This window comes from Streptomyces sp. NBC_00554 (assembly GCF_041431135.1).
Classification (GTDB): Bacteria; Actinomycetota; Actinomycetes; order Streptomycetales; family Streptomycetaceae; genus Streptomyces.
In genome coordinates, this window is sequence record NZ_CP107799.1 from 3,909,356 (window position 1) to 3,923,616 (window position 14,261).

Below are 14,261 nucleotides of genomic sequence, written 5' to 3' on the forward strand. Positions count from 1 at the left end.
TCCGGCGGATCATGCCGGAGACGCGGGGTCTGGCACGCACATCTGCGGCTTACAGGGCGCCGCTGCTTCCCTCCGGCCTGATCAGCGCTCAGCCGGGGGGGGCGCGCGGCGCGCCCGGTCAGAGCGCGGGCAAGGTGGTGTCGTGCTCCGCCGGCGCGCAGGCCTGCGGAGGCACCACCGCGCCGCCGAAGACGAACTCCCGCAGCTGGCGCCAGACCCCGTCCGCACCCTGTTCGTAGAGCGCGAACCCGCTGCACGGCCACGCGGCCCCGTACTCGGCGAGTTCCTCGTACGCCCGGTCCATCGCCTCGTCGTCGATGCCGTGCGCCACGGTGACGTGCGGGTGGTACGGGAACTGCAGCTCGCGCGCCACGGGCCCGGAGGCGTCCCTGACCTGCTTCTGCAGCCAGGTGCAGGCCTCGGCCCCCTCGACGACCCGTACGAACACGACGGGTGACAGCGGGCGGAAGGTGCCCGTCCCGGAGAGCCGCATCGGGAAGGGGCGCCCGGCGGCGGCGACCTCGACGAGGTGCGCCTCGATCGCGGGCAGCGCCGAGTCGTCGACCTCCGTCGGCGGCAGCAGGGTGACGTGCGTGGGGATGCCGGAAGCCGCGAGGTCACCGAAGCCCGCGCGCTGCTCCTGGAGCAGGCTGCCATGAGGCTCCGGGACCGCGATCGACACACCGATCGTTACGGTCCCCACGTCGTCTCCTGTCGTCGTATCGGTTCTTCTCGGTCCTCGCGGGCAGGGCAGGCCGCTCGGCTGGTACGGCTATCGACTGTACGGCGGTGCCGCCCGTTACCGGCTGTCGTACGGGTGTTGTGCTCGTCTCGTACTGGCTTTCGGACACGCTGTCGTCCTGGCCGCCGGGGCGGCCGCGGTCCGCAAGCCAGTACGGGGTGTCAGTGCTTGGCAGGCAGGAAGCCGACCCTGTCGTACGCCTGGGAGAGCGTCTCCCCGGCGACGGCACGCGCCTTCTCGGCACCCTTGGCCAGGATCGAGTCGAGCGTTTCCGGGTCGTCCAGATACTGCTGGGTGCGCTCCCGGAACGGCGTCACGAAGTCGACCATGACCTCGGCGAGGTCCGTCTTCAGCGCACCGTAGCCCTTGCCGGCGTACTTCTCCTCCAGTTCGGCGATACCGGTTGCTGTGAGGGTCGAGTAGATGGTCAGCAGGTTGCTGATACCCGGCTTCTGCTCGGTGTCGTACCTGATGACGGTGTCCGTGTCGGTGACCGCGCTCTTGATCTTCTTGGCCGTCGTCTTCGGGTCGTCGAGCAGGTTGATGAGGCCCTTCGGAGTGGACGCCGACTTGCTCATCTTGATCGACGGGTCCTGGAGATCGAAGATCTTCGCCGTCTCCTTGAGGATGTACGGCTTCGGAACCGTGAACGTCTGGCCGAAGCGGCCGTTGAAGCGCTCGGCGAGGTCCCGCGTGAGCTCGATGTGCTGCCGCTGGTCCTCACCGACCGGGACCTCGTTGGCCTGGTACAGCAGGATGTCCGCGACCTGGAGGATCGGGTACGTGAAGAGGCCGACGGAAGCACGGTCGGCACCCTGCTTCGCGGACTTGTCCTTGAACTGGGTCATGCGGCTCGCCTCGCCGAAACCGGTGAGGCAGTTCATGACCCAGGCGAGCTGGGCGTGCTCGGGGACGTGGCTCTGGACGAAGAGCGTGCAGCGGTCCGCGTCGAGCCCCGCGGCGAGCAGCTGCGCGGCGGCGAGCCGGGTGTTCGCGCGCAGGTCCGCGGGGTCCTGCGGGAGGGTGATCGCGTGCAGGTCGACGACCATGTAGAAGGCGTCGTGGGACTCCTGCAGAGCCACCCACTGGCGGACCGCGCCGAGGTAGTTGCCGAGGTGGAACGAGCCTGCGGTGGGCTGGATTCCGGAGAGCACGCGGGGACGATCAGAGGCCATGCCCTCATTCTCTCAGGTGTCTCTCATTGCTCGGGAACAGGTGGGAACCGATTGGGGCCGGGCGGTGTAACAAGAGTGTGAGGACGCGGGAGGGGGGCCGCATCGTCGTCGACGAGGCCGTGGTGATCGCACGAGTACGCGCCGGAGACCCGGAGGCGTACGCGGAGCTGGTGCGCGCCCACACGGGCATCGCGATCAGGGCGGCCAAGGCGCTGGGGGCGGGTGCGGACGCGGAGGACGTGGTGCAGCAGGCCTTCATCAAGGCTTACTGCTCGCTGGGGCGCTTTCGGGACGGCGCGGCGTTCAAGCCGTGGCTGCTGTCGATTGTCGCCAATGAGACGAGGAACACAGTGCGGACGGCGGTGCGCCAGCGGACGCTGGCCGGCCGTGAGGCCGCACTGGTGGAAGCGGAGCCGCTGATACCGGAATCGGCGGACCCGGCGGCCGCGGCCCTGGAGATAGAGCGCCGCGCGGCACTGCTGGCCGCCCTGGACCAGTTGAGCGAGGACCACCGGCTCGTCGTCACCTACCGCTACCTGCTGGAGATGGACGAACCGGAGACGGCCCAGGCCCTGGGCTGGCCACGCGGCACGGTGAAGTCACGGCTCAACCGCGCCCTGCGAAAGCTGGGCCGACTGCTGCCGGATTTCGAGCCTCGAGGTGCCGGCGGAGCCCGGGAAGGCGAGGGCCCCCGGAAAGGTGTGGAATCCCGGGGGCGTGTGGAGTCGCGGGAAGGTGAGAGGTCTCGGGATCGTCAGGAGTCCCGGGAAGGAGGTGATGAGCATGAGTGAGCCGTACGAGCCCGGGGGCGCGGGGTCCTCCGGTGACCGGGATCGGCGTGGGCGTGAGGGTGTCTCGCGGCTGCCCGATGAGCTGCGGGCGCTCGGGCGCTCGCTGGACGAGCCGGGGGTGGCCGGGAGCGAGTCGATGGTCGAGCGGGTGCTGGAGCAGATACTCGCCGAGCGGGTGCCGGTCCCGGTCCCGGTCGCCGAGCCTCCGGGGCGCGGCGAGCGGCTCCGTGGGGTGCGCCGCTGGGCGCGGGTGCGCTGGCGCGCGCTGACCGCGGGGCTGTGCGGTCTGCTCACGGTCCTCGTGCTCACGCCTCCGGTGCGCGCCGCGGTCACGGACTGGTTCGGCTTCGGCGGGGTCGAGGTGCGGTACGACCCTTCGGCGGTGCCCTCCCCCGGAGCCGAGGTGCCCGGCTGCGACGGCACCTCGCTGACACTCGCCGAGGCCGGGCGGCGTGCGGGCTTCGCACCACTCGTGCCCCCTGCCCTGGGGACGCCGGGGGCGGTGATGGTGACGCGTGAGCCGAAGGGGCGATTCCTGGTGACCCTGTGCTGGCGCGAGCAGGGGCACACGGTCCGGCTTGACGAGTTCGCGGCCCAACTCGACCCGATGTTCACCAAGATGGTGCGGGAGCAGCCGGAGTATGTGCCCCTGGGCGCGAGCACGGACTACGCGAATCAGGCGCTGTGGTTCCCCCGGCCCCATCTCCTGGAGCTCTGGCTGGTGGACGAGCACGGCGACCGGTTCACCCGCTCCCAGCGGACCGCCGGACCGACTCTGCTCTGGATGCACGGGGGTGACACGACCCTTCGTCTGGAGGGCGTCACGTCCAGGTCGCGGGCGGTGGAGATCGCCAAGTCCGTCAACCGGTCCGGGAATTAGGACCTGTCCGGCCGATCACGGTGGAGGGAAGCCGCGGTGCCTTGATGGTGCCGGTGAGCGGGGTGTGGTGCGTGCAGCTGCAAGGCGGAGGAGGGAGTCGACGCGGAGCGTCGGTGACCGACGACAACGCCGCAGATGTGCGTGCCACACCCCGCGTCTCCGCCGGGATCGGCCGGACAGGTCCTAGTCGAGGAACTGGTCCGGGCGGAATGGGAACCCCGGCGGGTCGAGCGGTGTACCAGAAGTGACACGCGGCGTGCGGGCGGCCGCACATTGCTCGACTGGCTGGTTGGGGGTTCGGATGCGCAGGATTCGTGAACTGGTCGCGGCGCCGGGAGCGTTGGCGATGGCCGTTGCCGTGGTGCTGCTGAGTGCGCCGGCTGCGACGGCAGGCGGCCCGACGAGTGTGCTGGTGGTCTCGCCGGAGAGCGAGGAGAGCGCGGCGCTGTACTACTCGGACAAGGAGTACGGGGAGTTGCAGAGCCTGCTCGGCGAGCCGGGCAGAGGCACACCCGAGGAGCCGCCTGGGCTGGGTGTGGGCAGCGGCCGTCAGATCAATGTCACGTGGCTGGTCCATGACGTGTCGCCTTGGCGGGTCGACCGCGTGTATCCGGACACGGCAGGGGGCGGAGACGTCTGGATACACACGGCGACCAACGTGCCGAAGTCCATGAACGGCTTCTGGCACAAGGCCGGGCAACCGGACGAGGTGCGCACTCTGTTCAAGAAACTCGGAGTGCTCGGCAAGCCGGCGGGCGAGGGATCCGGGGCCGCCGACTATCCGGCGCCGTGGCAGATGACGGAGGACGCCTCAGCCTCGCCCGCTCCCGCCCAGCAGTCCCGCACTACGGCCGCCGCGACGACGGGCGACGGTACCGACTGGTGGTGGGCGATACCGGGAGCGGCGGCCGGAGCGGTGCTGGCGTTGGTGCTGCGGCCGATTCTCCCGGGGATGGCACGTCGGCTGTCACCGGCCCGTCGGCGCGAGGAGCGGGAGCCGGGGCCGCGACAGGAGCTGATCGACTTGTGAGGCTCGCGAGACCTGTGAGTGTTGTGAGACCTGCGAGGCTCGCGGACCCTCTGATGACCAGCCCCGGGCGCGAGGTCAGCCGAGGTCGATCTCCGGGTAGAGCGGGAAGCCGGTGAGCAGGTCGGTGGCCCGGTGGGAGATCTCGTCGGAGATCTTCGGGTCCAGGATGTGCTGGGCCTTGGACGGCTTGCCCTTGGCGGTGGTGCCGGCCTCGGCTGCGGTCAGGACGCGGTCGATCAGGCCCGCGATCTCATCCATCTCGGTCGTGCCCAGACCACGGGTGGTGAGCGCGGGCGTGCCGATGCGGATACCGGAGGTGTACCAGGCGCCGTTGGGGTCGGCGGGGATGGCGTTGCGGTTGGTGACGATGCCCGAGTCGAGGAGGGCGGTCTCGGCCTGACGGCCGGTGAGGCCGTAGGAGGAGGCGACGTCGATCAGGTTCAGGTGGTTGTCGGTGCCGCCGGTGACCAGGGTGGCGCCACGACGCATCAGGCCCTCGGCGAGGGCGCGGGCGTTGTCGACGACGGCCTGGGCGTAGTCGCGGAACTCGGGGCGGCGGGCCTCGGCGAGTGCGACGGCCTTGGCGGCCATGACATGCGGAAGGGGGCCACCGAGGACCATCGGGCAGCCGCGGTCGACCTGCTCGGCGAGGGTCTCGTCGCACAGCACCATGCCGCCGCGCGGGCCGCGCAGTGACTTGTGTGTGGTGGTGGTGACGATCTGGGCGTGCGGGACCGGGTCGAAGTCGCCGGTGAGGACCTTGCCTGCGACGAGGCCGGCGAAGTGGGCCATGTCGACCATCAGCGTGGCGCCGACCTCGTCCGCGATCTCCCGCATGATGCGGAAGTTCACCAGGCGGGGGTAGGCGGAGTAGCCGGCGACGATGATCAGGGGCTTGAACTCACGGGCGGAGGTGCGCAGGGCCTCGTAGTCGATGAGGCCGGTGGCGTGGTCGGTGCCGTAGGAGCGCTGGTCGAACATCTTGCCGGAGATGTTCGGACGGAAGCCGTGGGTGAGGTGGCCACCGGCGTCCAGGGACATGCCGAGCATGCGCTGGTTGCCCAGGTCGCGGCGGAGCTGGGCCCAGTCGGCGTCGGTGAGGTCGTTGACGTTGCGGACGCCGGCCCGCTCCAGGGCGGGGGCCTCGACGCGCTGGGCGAGGACGGCCCAGAAGGCGACGAGGTTGGCGTCGATGCCGGAGTGCGGCTGGGCGTAGGCGTGCTCGGCGCCGAAGAGTTCGCGCGCGTGCTCGGCGGCGAGGGCCTCGACGGTGTCGACGTTGCGACAGCCGGCGTAGAAGCGGCGGCCCACGGTGCCCTCGGCGTACTTGTCGCTGAACCAGTTGCCCATGGCCAGGAGGGTGGCCGGGGAGGCGTAGTTCTCGGAGGCGATCAGTTTGAGCATGTCGCGCTGGTCGGCGATTTCCTGGCCGATGGCGTCGGCGACGCGGGGCTCCACAGCACGGATCACGTCAAGGGCGCTGCGGAAGGCGGTGGACTCGGTGGAAAGGGGCTGCTCTGGCATGTCGGCCTCCGGACGGCGTGGCGTTTTGCGTTCACGATTCACGGTTCGGCCCAGGCGCACGGCACTCATAATCCGAGCCGCTCCCCGATGGTCGGTCCCATCCCAGCGCGCCAGTCACGGCTCGCCGGTCAGCCTACCGGGCGCGCCGGATCACAGGGGGCCCTGGTCCACCATGCGAGCGACGATAGGAATAGGCCACCAGTCGGCCCCCATTCCCCTGTGCTGTAGGAAACGGAGACCCCGTGAGTACTACGGAGACCACGCGGGCGTACATCGCCGCGGCCGACGCGCACAGTGCGCACAACTACCACCCCCTGCCGGTCGTCGTGGCGACGGCGGACGGGGCGTGGATGACGGATGTCGAGGGGCGCCGCTTCCTCGACCTGCTCGCCGGATACTCGGCGCTGAATTTCGGACATGGCAACCGGCGGCTGCTCGACGCGGCGAGAGCACAGCTGGAGCGGGTGACGCTGACTTCGCGGGCGTTCCATCACGACCGGTTCGCCGAGTTCTGCGCGCAGCTGGCGGAGCTGTGCGGCATGGAGATGGTGCTGCCGATGAACACGGGCGCGGAGGCGGTGGAGACGGCCGTGAAGACGGCCCGGAAGTGGGGGTACCGGGTCAAGGGGGTTCCGGACGGGGCGGCGAGGATCGTCGTGGCGAGCGACAACTTCCACGGCCGTACGACGACGATCATCAGCTTCTCCACGGACGCGGAGGCCCGGGCGGACTTCGGCCCGTACACGCCGGGCTTCGACATCGTGCCGTACGGGGATCTGGCGGCGCTGCGGGAGGCGGTCACCGAGGAGACGGTCGCGGTGCTCCTTGAGCCGATCCAGGGGGAGGCGGGGGTGCTGGTGCCGCCGGAGGGATACCTCCAGGGGGTGCGGGAGGTGACGCGTGAGCGGAACGTGCTGTTCATCGCGGACGAGATCCAGTCGGGCCTCGGGCGGACAGGCCGGACCTTCGCCTGTGAGCACGAGGGGGTCGTGCCCGATGTGTATGTGCTGGGCAAGGCGCTCGGGGGCGGGGTCGTCCCGGTGTCCGCGGTGGTGTCCTCGGCCGAGGTGCTCGGGGTGTTCCGGCCCGGTGAGCACGGGTCGACGTTCGGGGGGAATCCGCTGGCCTGTGCGGTGGCGCTTGAGGTGATCGCGATGCTGCGGTCGGGCGAGTACCAGCGGCGGGCCGCCGAGCTGGGCGATCATCTGCACCGCGAGCTGGGGCTGTTGACGGGCACGGGCCATGTGACACAGGTGCGCGGGCGCGGGCTGTGGGCGGGCGTCGACATCGCCCCGGCGTACGGCACGGGCCGGGAGATCTCCGAGAAGCTGATGGACCGGGGTGTTCTGGTCAAGGACACCCACGGGGCCACCATTCGGATCGCCCCACCCCTGGTCATCAGCAAGGAGGACCTGGACTGGGGGCTCGCCCAGCTCCGCGCGGTACTGGGGGCCTAAATCCGGCTAAAGGATCACGTGGGGCAGGAAGCGGGCGTATTCGTCCGTGATCAGGCCGGAGGACTCGCGGATGCCGAGGCCGGCCGACTCGTCCTCGACGACCCAGGCGCCCAGGACGACACGGTTGCCGTCGAAGGAAGGGAGAGGGGCCAACTCCTGGTAGCAGCAGGGCTCTTCACGGGCGACGGGTGAGGCAACGGGCGAGGCGCCGGGCTGGTGGACCGTCACGCCCGCGCCCTCGCGGCCGAGGAGGGGCTTGGCGACGTAGCCCGTCGTCGTCGCCAGTTCGCGGGGGCCGTCGAGGTAGGAGGGGAGGAGGTTGGGGTGTCCCGGGTAGAGCTCCCAGAGGATGGCGAGGAGTGCCTTGTTGGAGAGGAGCATCTTCCAGGCGGGCTCGATCCACAGCGTGGTACCCGTGCCGCCGCCGTTGTCGAGGGTGTCCAGGACGTGGTCGGCGAAGCGGTCGGTGGTGAGCCATTCCCAGGGGTAGAGCTTGAAGCAGCTGCGGATGAAACGGAGTTGGTTGTCGACGAAGCGGCCGGAGAGGGGGTCCCAGCCGATCTCCTCCACCGAGATCCAGTCCGTGTCGAGTCCGGCCTGCTCGGCGGTCTCCTTGAGATAGGCGACCGTCATGAGGTCCTCGCCGAGTTCGTCGGCGGCGGAGTGGGCGAAGTGGAGGGGGCTGCCCGGCGGGAGGAGGGCGGCGTGCTTCTTCCAGGCGGCGACGAGGCGTTCGTGGAGGGAGTTCCACTGGTCGGCGCCCGGGAACCGGTCCTCCATCCAGAACCACTGGGGGCTGGCCGCCTCGACGAGCGACGTCGGGGTGTCGGCGTTGTACTCCAGGAGCTTGGCGGGGCCCGTGCCGTCGTAGCGGAGGTCGAAGCGGCCGTAGACGGAGGGGAGTTCGGCTCGGCGGTGCCAGGCTTCGGCGACCGCTCCCGCGACGCGCGGGTCGGTGATGCCGAGGTCGGCGAAGCGGTCCCGCTCGACGATGTGCTCGGCCGCGACCAGGCACATGCGGTGCAGTTCCTCAACGACCTCCTCCAGCGCCTCGACCTCGGGGAGCGAGAAGACGTAGTACGCGCTCTCGTCCCAGTAGGGGCGCAGGGAGTCGTCGGGGTAGCGGGTGAGCGGGTAGATCAGGCCTTGTTCCTCGACGGTCTGCTGCCAGCCGTCGCGGGGCTCGATGGTTCGGCGTTCCATGGCGTACGTCTTCGATCGGGATCCGTGTCGCTCAGCCGCCGGAGCTGCCCTTGCCGCTGCCGCTGTCACTTCCGAGGCCGCCCCGGTCGACGCCGCTGCCGCCGCTGCTCGAACCGCTCCCCGAGCCCGACTTGGTGAAGGAGCCGCCCTTGACCCAGCCGCTCTTCTTCTTGCCGCCGTAGTAGTAGCTGCCGTTGACGGAGGTGGTGGTCTTGCAGTTCTTGTCGGCTACGACCTCGTAGCCCTTGGTGGCGGTGTAGCTGTCGCGGTCGACGCAGCGCTTGTCGGGGTCCGTGGAGCAGGCGGTCAGTGCCACCGCGAGGAGTCCCATACCGCCGAGCACGACCGTGCCCGAGCGCAGTTGCCGTCGTGAATCCGCCATGTCCGTGCCCCCGTTGTCCTGCTCAGATGTCCTGCTCAGCTCTTCAGCGACCAGATTAAAGATCGACTTCGGTGGCCGTCCATTGACCCCCTTGGGTAAACCCTCCCCCGCGGACACTTACAGTCGCTTCGTGCTCTTTGGAATGATCTGCGCCCTCGGTGCGGCGGTCTGCTTCGGTACGGCGACGGTGCTGCAGGCGATGGCCGCGCGGGAGGCGGCGTCCGCCGGTGGCGAGACGGGCGGCGGGACGGGCGGCGGCGGGGCCGGTGCGGATGCCGCGCTGCTGCTGCGGGCGGTGCGGCAGTGGCGGTATCTCGTGGGGCTCGCGCTCGACGGGGTCGGGTTTCTGCTCCAGATCGTGGCGCTGCGGTCGCTGCCCATCTACGCGGTGGGGGCGGCGCTCGCCGCGAGCCTGGCGGTGACGGCGGTGGTCGCGGCGCGGCTGCTGCACGTGCGGCTGAGCCGGGTCGAGTGGGGTGCGGTGGGGGTGGTGTGTGCGGGGCTCGCCATGTTGGGGCTGGCGTCGGGGGCCGAGGGGGACCGGGCGGGATCCATCGCGCTGAAGTACGCGATGTTGGGGACCGCGGTGGGCGTGCTGCTGCTGGGGGCGGCGGGTGGGCGCTTGCCCGAGCGGGGGCGGGCGCTCGTCCTGGGGCTCGGGGCCGGGTTCGGGTTCGGGGTGGTTGAGGTGGCGGTGCGGCTTGTCGACGACCTTGCGGTCGGGTCCCTGCTTCGCAATCCGGCGACGTACGCGCTTTTCGTCGGTGGGGGTGCGGCGTTTCTTCTTCTCACGTCCGCCTTGCAGCGGGGGTCGGTGACCGTGGCCACTGCCGGGATGGTCGTTGGGGAGACCATCGGGCCCGCGGTGGTGGGGGTGGTGTGGCTGGGGGATCGTACGCGGGAGGGGTTGGAGTGGCTGGCCGTTCTTGGGTTCGCAGTAGCGGTGGTTGGGGCGTTGGCGCTGGCGCGGTTCGGGGAGGCGCCGGAGGGGGGTGCGTAGTGTTTTTTCGCCCCCTCCGCCCCTACCCGTCCCTTGCTTCCTGGGGGCTCCGCCCCCAGACCCCCGTATCGCGCTGACGCGCTCGTCCTCAAACGCCGGACGGGCTGAGACGGGGCGGAGCCCCGGAAGGATGGGACGGGTAGGGGCGGAGGGGGCGAGAACTCCCTACCCCAGTGCCCCGCACAACGCCTCCAACGCCCCCGACCACGCATGGTCCGGTGGCGTGCCGTAACCCACCACCAGTGCGTCGAGCGGTTCGGTGACCGCGGCCGCGTGGCGGTAGCGGGACAGGCCGTGGACGGCCAGGCCCTGCCACGCCGCCGCGCGTAGGACCGACTGCTCCGTGCCGGGCGGGAGTTGGAGGACGGCGTGCAGGCCTGCCGCGATGCCGGTGGCCCGGACTGCGGGGGCGCGGGTGGCGAGGGAGGAGACAAGTGCGTCGCGGCGACGGCGGTAGCGGAGGCGGGCGGCGCGGACGTGGCGGTCGTAAGCGCCGGAGGTGATGAACTCCGCGAGGGTCAGTTGGTCCAGGACGCCGGAGGACCAACCGCCGCCGTCCTTCAGCGCCGTGACCTCGCCCGCGAGCGACGGCGGCAGGACCAGCCAGCCCAGGCGGAGGCCTGGGGCGAGGGACTTGCTGGCGGTACCGAGGTAGACCACGTGGTCGGGGTCGAGGCCTTGCAGGGCGCCGACCGGCTGGCGGTCGTAGCGGAACTCGCCGTCGTAGTCGTCCTCCAGGATCAGGCCTCCGGTGCGGCGGGCCCAGTCCACCACGGCGGCCCGGCGGTCGGGGTGGAGGGGCACTCCCATGGGGAACTGGTGCGCGGGGGTCAGCAGCATGGCCCGTACGCCCGTCAAGTCGTCCGTGCGGGTGCCGAGTTCGTCGAAGGGCAGGGGGACGGTGCGCAGGCCCGAGCGGTGCAGCAGGTTCCAGTGCACGTCGAGGCCGTACGACTCCACGGCGAGCGAACGCAGACCGCGCCGCCGCAGCACCGCGCCGAGCAGCGTCAGGGCGTCCGAGAAACCGGAGCAGACAACGATGCGGTCCGCATCGGCCCGTACGCCTCGGGCACGGGAGAGGTAGCCCGCGAGGGCGGTGCGCAGTTCGGGGCGGCCGCGCGCGTCGCCGTAGCCGAGGGCGTCGTGCGGCGCGCGGGTCAGGGCACGGCGGGCTGCCTTGAGCCACTCGGTGCGCGGGAAGGAGGCGAGGTCGGGGCTGCCGGGGATCAGGTCGTACGCGGGGCGCCCCGGCTCGCGGGTGCGGGGCGCCCCGGCCGACGCGGGCGCCGGTTGCGGCAGCGTCCGTTCCGCGACGCGGGTGCCCGAGCCCTGGCGTGCGGTGAGCCAGCCCTCGGCGACGAGACCGGCGTACGCGTCGGCGACCGTGTTGCGGGCGATGCCCAGGTCGGCGGCGAGCGAACGGGAGGAGGGGAGGCGGGTTCCGGGGGCGAGTCTGCCGCTGCGGACCGCCTCGCGCAGGGCGTCCGTCAGACCTCTGCGGACGCCGGGCCCGGTCGGCTCGACATGCAGGTCGACCCCCAAATTGGCCCATGCTTTTGCCATGGGAATGGACCATACCCCTGGGCTACTCCGCTCGTAGGGTCCTCACCATGACGACGAAGACCATGACGACGAAACCCACGGCGTACGCCCCCGAGCCCAGCGCCCGTCTCCCCTGGGCCAAGCTCGCCCCCGATGTCTACAAGGCCATGGTCAGGCTCGACGCGGCGGCCCGGCAGGGGCTGGACCCCGTCCTCCTGGAGCTCGTGAAGATCCGCGCCTCGCAGCTCAACCACTGCGCGTTCTGCCTGGACATGCACACCAAGGACGCGCTCGCGGCGGGTGAGAGCGTCGAGCGGATCGTGCAGCTCAGCGCGTGGGAGGAGTCGCCGCACTTCTACACCGAGAAGGAGCTCGCGGCGATCGCACTGACCGAGGCGGTGACTGTCCTGACGGACGGGTTCGTGCCGGACGCGGTGTACGAGCGTGCCGCCGGGCTCTTCGAGGAGGGGGAGCTGGCTCAGCTGATCGCCGCGATCACGGTGATCAACGCGTGGAACCGGTTCGGGGTGGCGTGCCGGCTGGTGCCGGGGCACTACGAGGCGGGGCAGTACAAGTCGGGAGCGAGGTACCAGTTGTGAGTGAGGTATCGGTTGTCAGCGAGGTAGAGGCATCGGTTGTGAGCAAGGTCGAGGTTTTCCGCGCGTTGCATCACAGCCGCCTGCCCGGCGATCCCCTGGTTCTCCCCGGGCCCTGGGACGCCGCCAGCGCGCGGGTGTTCGCGGACGCCGGGTTCCCGGCGCTCGCCACTCCCAGCGCCGGGGTCGCCGCGTCGCTCGGGTACGAGGACGGGGAGACGCCGGCGGACGAGATGTTCGCGGCGGTCGCGCGGATCGTACGGGCCGTCGATGTGCCCGTGTCCGCGGATGTCGAGGACGGGTACGGGATCGCGCCCGCGGAGCTGGTGGAGCGGCTCCTCGAGACCGGGGCGGTCGGCTGCAACCTCGAGGACTCCGCCGGGGGTGTGCTCAAGGAGCCCTCTCGGCATGCCGATTGGCTTGCGGAGGTGCGGGACGTGGCGGGTGGGGAGCTGTTCGTCAACGCTCGGATCGACACGTTTGTACGGGGGGTCGCGGATCCGGGGGCGGCTATTGAGCGGGCCGGGTTGTACGTGGGGGCCGGGGCGGACTGTGTGTATCCGATCGGGGCTCCGGTGGAGGTGGTTCCGCTGTTGCGGGCGGGGATTCTGGGGCCGGTCAATTTTCTCGGGCGGCCTGAGGGGGGCTCGGTGAGGGAATTGGGCGGACTCGGGGCTACGCGGGTTACGTTCGGGCCTGGGTTGCTGCGGTGCTCTGTCGATGCGTTGCGCGGGGTTGTCGCGGGGTTGGGGTAGTGCTTGCCGGGCGCCTTCCTGCGGGGCGCCCGGCGTGGGGGCTGGGGTCGGGGTGGGTGCGCTTGCCTGCGCTTGCAGGGTGCCGCTGTGCCCACCCGTGCCGCCCCTAGCGGCACGCATGCCCACAGCGGGGGCGGGTGTAGAGCGGCACGCATGCCCACAGCTAAGGCAGTGCAGTTACGACGGCAGCCACGTCCTCCACGTCGCCTCGTGGGACCCCACCCACCTCTTCGCCGCCTCCTGGGCCGACAGCTTGTCGTTGGCGATCAGCAGGGATACCTCGTTCTGGTCCTCGGTTGTCCAGTTGAAGTTCTTGAGGAAGGCTGCCGCCTTGCCGCCGGAGTGGGCGAAGTCGGTGTTGAGGTATTTCTGGAGGGAGGTGTGGGGATAGGCGCAGGCGACCTTTGTGGTGTCGGCGTCGCAGCCGTCCCTGTATGCCGGGAGTTTCACCTCGGTCATGGGGACCTTCTTGAAGAGCCACTGCGGGGCGTACCAGTACGTGAGGAAGGGCTTGTGCTCCTTCGCGAACTGCTGGATCTGCGTGATCTGGGCCGCTTCGGAACCGGCGAACACGACCTGGTAGTCGAGGTTCAGGTTGTCGACGAGTGCCTTGTCGTTCGTGACGTACGACGGGGAGCCGTCGAGGAGTTGGCCCTTGCCGCCGCTCTCCGCCGTGCGGAGCTGATCGGCGTACTTGTTCAGGTTCTTCCAGTCGGTGACGTCCGGGTGCTGCTTGGCGAAGTACGTGGGGACGTACCAGCCGATGTGCCCGGTCACCCCGAGCCCGCCGCCGGGAGTGATCGTCTTCTTGTCCTCGACGTACCGCTTCTCCTGGTCGGGGTGGCCCCAGTCCTCCAGGATCGCGTCGACCCGGCCCTGGCTGAGCGCGTCCCACGCGGGGACCTCGTCGACCTGGACGGTGTCGACGCGGTAGCCCAGCTCGTGTTCGAGCAGGTACTGCGCCACGGCCACGTTGGCCTGCGCGCCGACCCACGACTGCACGGAGAGGGTCACGGTCTTCGCGCCCTGCGCGTTGGCGAAGGGCGAGGCCTGCTTGGTCATGTCGGCGGCGCCGCAGCCCGTCGCCAGGACCAGTACCGCCAGGCCGGCTGTCATCCGCGTACGAGACTTCAATCGCGTACGAGACCTCATTCGCTTACAACACGTCATCCGCGTACGAGACA

The 14,261-nt window shown here is 70.4% G+C and carries 13 protein-coding genes, 1 pseudogene and 1 riboswitch; of the genes and pseudogenes, 7 read left to right on the plus strand and 7 right to left on the minus strand.

What is annotated here, in order from left to right; genetic code table 11:
* Window positions 1-118: 118 nt before the first annotated feature.
* Both OG266_RS16835 and trpS read right to left on the minus strand, forming a co-directional pair.
* Complete coding sequence (locus OG266_RS16835; RefSeq protein ID WP_266455611.1) at window positions 119-703, minus strand: 2'-5' RNA ligase family protein; 585 nt, start codon at window positions 701-703, stop codon at window positions 119-121.
* A 200-nt stretch (window positions 704-903) separates the two neighbouring features.
* Complete coding sequence (trpS, locus tag OG266_RS16840) at window positions 904-1,917, minus strand: tryptophan--tRNA ligase (RefSeq protein ID WP_371546551.1); 1,014 nt, start codon at window positions 1,915-1,917, stop codon at window positions 904-906.
* A gap of 77 nt (window positions 1,918-1,994) precedes the next feature.
* Here trpS and OG266_RS16845 point away from each other — a divergent pair.
* The 3 genes and pseudogenes from OG266_RS16845 to OG266_RS16855 form a co-directional block, all read left to right on the plus strand.
* Window positions 1,995-2,597: pseudogene (locus OG266_RS16845) on the plus strand (RNA polymerase sigma factor); the annotation flags it as partial.
* Between the two features lie 103 nt (window positions 2,598-2,700).
* Complete coding sequence (locus tag OG266_RS16850) at window positions 2,701-3,588, plus strand: hypothetical protein (protein WP_371546553.1); 888 nt, start codon at window positions 2,701-2,703, stop codon at window positions 3,586-3,588.
* A 301-nt stretch (window positions 3,589-3,889) separates the two neighbouring features.
* A complete protein-coding gene (locus tag OG266_RS16855) occupies window positions 3,890-4,618 on the plus strand; it encodes a hypothetical protein (protein WP_371546555.1) in 729 nt (242 codons plus the stop codon).
* Window positions 4,619-4,693: 75 nt separating this feature from the next.
* Here OG266_RS16855 and OG266_RS16860 read toward each other — a convergent pair whose 3' ends face one another.
* Window positions 4,694-6,142: a glycine hydroxymethyltransferase gene (locus tag OG266_RS16860; protein ID WP_371546556.1), complete on the minus strand. Its 1,449-nt coding sequence runs from the start codon at window positions 6,140-6,142 to the stop codon at window positions 4,694-4,696.
* Window positions 6,143-6,183: 41 nt separating this feature from the next.
* Window positions 6,184-6,270, minus strand: a riboswitch (ZMP/ZTP riboswitch).
* Window positions 6,271-6,384: 114 nt separating this feature from the next.
* Here OG266_RS16860 and rocD point away from each other — a divergent pair.
* On the plus strand, window positions 6,385-7,599 hold the full coding sequence (rocD, locus tag OG266_RS16865; RefSeq protein WP_371546558.1) for an ornithine--oxo-acid transaminase: 1,215 nt from the start codon (window positions 6,385-6,387) through the stop codon (window positions 7,597-7,599).
* Window positions 7,600-7,605: 6 nt separating this feature from the next.
* Here the strand turns inward: rocD and OG266_RS16870 are convergent, their stop codons facing one another.
* Entirely contained in the window at window positions 7,606-8,802 is a 1,197-nt protein-coding gene (locus OG266_RS16870; RefSeq protein WP_371546560.1) for a glutathionylspermidine synthase family protein, read from the minus strand.
* 31 nt (window positions 8,803-8,833) lie between these two features.
* Window positions 8,834-9,184 carry a hypothetical protein gene (locus tag OG266_RS16875; RefSeq protein WP_371546561.1) on the minus strand — a complete coding sequence of 117 codons (351 nt, stop codon included), beginning with the start codon at window positions 9,182-9,184 and terminating at the stop codon, window positions 8,834-8,836.
* A 142-nt stretch (window positions 9,185-9,326) separates the two neighbouring features.
* Here OG266_RS16875 and OG266_RS16880 point away from each other — a divergent pair, with 142 nt between their 5' ends.
* Window positions 9,327-10,184, plus strand: a complete 858-nt coding sequence (locus tag OG266_RS16880) for a hypothetical protein (RefSeq protein WP_371552821.1) — start codon at window positions 9,327-9,329, stop codon at window positions 10,182-10,184.
* Between the two features lie 165 nt (window positions 10,185-10,349).
* Here the strand turns inward: OG266_RS16880 and OG266_RS16885 are convergent, their stop codons facing one another.
* Window positions 10,350-11,747, minus strand: a complete 1,398-nt coding sequence (locus OG266_RS16885) for a PLP-dependent aminotransferase family protein (RefSeq protein ID WP_371546563.1) — start codon at window positions 11,745-11,747, stop codon at window positions 10,350-10,352.
* Window positions 11,748-11,794: 47 nt separating this feature from the next.
* Here OG266_RS16885 and OG266_RS16890 point away from each other — a divergent pair, with 47 nt between their 5' ends.
* Together OG266_RS16890 and OG266_RS16895 are read left to right on the plus strand one after the other, a co-directional pair.
* A complete protein-coding gene (locus OG266_RS16890) occupies window positions 11,795-12,325 on the plus strand; it encodes a carboxymuconolactone decarboxylase family protein (RefSeq protein WP_371546565.1) in 531 nt (176 codons plus the stop codon).
* A gap of 38 nt (window positions 12,326-12,363) precedes the next feature.
* The gene (locus tag OG266_RS16895; RefSeq protein ID WP_371552823.1) at window positions 12,364-13,077 is read left to right on the plus strand and encodes an isocitrate lyase/phosphoenolpyruvate mutase family protein; all 714 of its coding nucleotides are present in this window, start codon (window positions 12,364-12,366) and stop codon (window positions 13,075-13,077) included.
* Window positions 13,078-13,254: 177 nt separating this feature from the next.
* Here the strand turns inward: OG266_RS16895 and OG266_RS16900 are convergent, their stop codons facing one another.
* The gene (locus OG266_RS16900) at window positions 13,255-14,193 is read right to left on the minus strand and encodes an ABC transporter substrate-binding protein (RefSeq protein ID WP_371546567.1); all 939 of its coding nucleotides are present in this window, start codon (window positions 14,191-14,193) and stop codon (window positions 13,255-13,257) included.
* Between the last annotated feature and the right edge of the window lie 68 nt (window positions 14,194-14,261).

What these genes read in the sequence shown, in the direction of transcription:
- trpS (WP_371546551.1), bottom strand. Translation starts at nt 1,917, where the DNA reads ATGGCCTCTGATCGTCCCCGCGTGCTCTCCGGAATCCAGCCCACCGCA.
- OG266_RS16850 (WP_371546553.1), top strand. Translation starts at nt 2,701, where the DNA reads ATGAGTGAGCCGTACGAGCCCGGGGGCGCGGGGTCCTCCGGTGACCGG.
- OG266_RS16855 (WP_371546555.1), top strand. Translation starts at nt 3,890, where the DNA reads ATGCGCAGGATTCGTGAACTGGTCGCGGCGCCGGGAGCGTTGGCGATG.
- OG266_RS16860 (WP_371546556.1), bottom strand. Translation starts at nt 6,142, where the DNA reads ATGCCAGAGCAGCCCCTTTCCACCGAGTCCACCGCCTTCCGCAGCGCC.
- OG266_RS16870 (WP_371546560.1), bottom strand. Translation starts at nt 8,802, where the DNA reads ATGGAACGCCGAACCATCGAGCCCCGCGACGGCTGGCAGCAGACCGTC.
- OG266_RS16875 (WP_371546561.1), bottom strand. Translation starts at nt 9,184, where the DNA reads ATGGCGGATTCACGACGGCAACTGCGCTCGGGCACGGTCGTGCTCGGC.
- OG266_RS16880 (WP_371552821.1), top strand. Translation starts at nt 9,327, where the DNA reads ATGATCTGCGCCCTCGGTGCGGCGGTCTGCTTCGGTACGGCGACGGTG.
- OG266_RS16885 (WP_371546563.1), bottom strand. Translation starts at nt 11,747, where the DNA reads ATGGCAAAAGCATGGGCCAATTTGGGGGTCGACCTGCATGTCGAGCCG.
- OG266_RS16890 (WP_371546565.1), top strand. Translation starts at nt 11,795, where the DNA reads ATGACGACGAAGACCATGACGACGAAACCCACGGCGTACGCCCCCGAG.
- OG266_RS16900 (WP_371546567.1), bottom strand. Translation starts at nt 14,193, where the DNA reads ATGACAGCCGGCCTGGCGGTACTGGTCCTGGCGACGGGCTGCGGCGCC.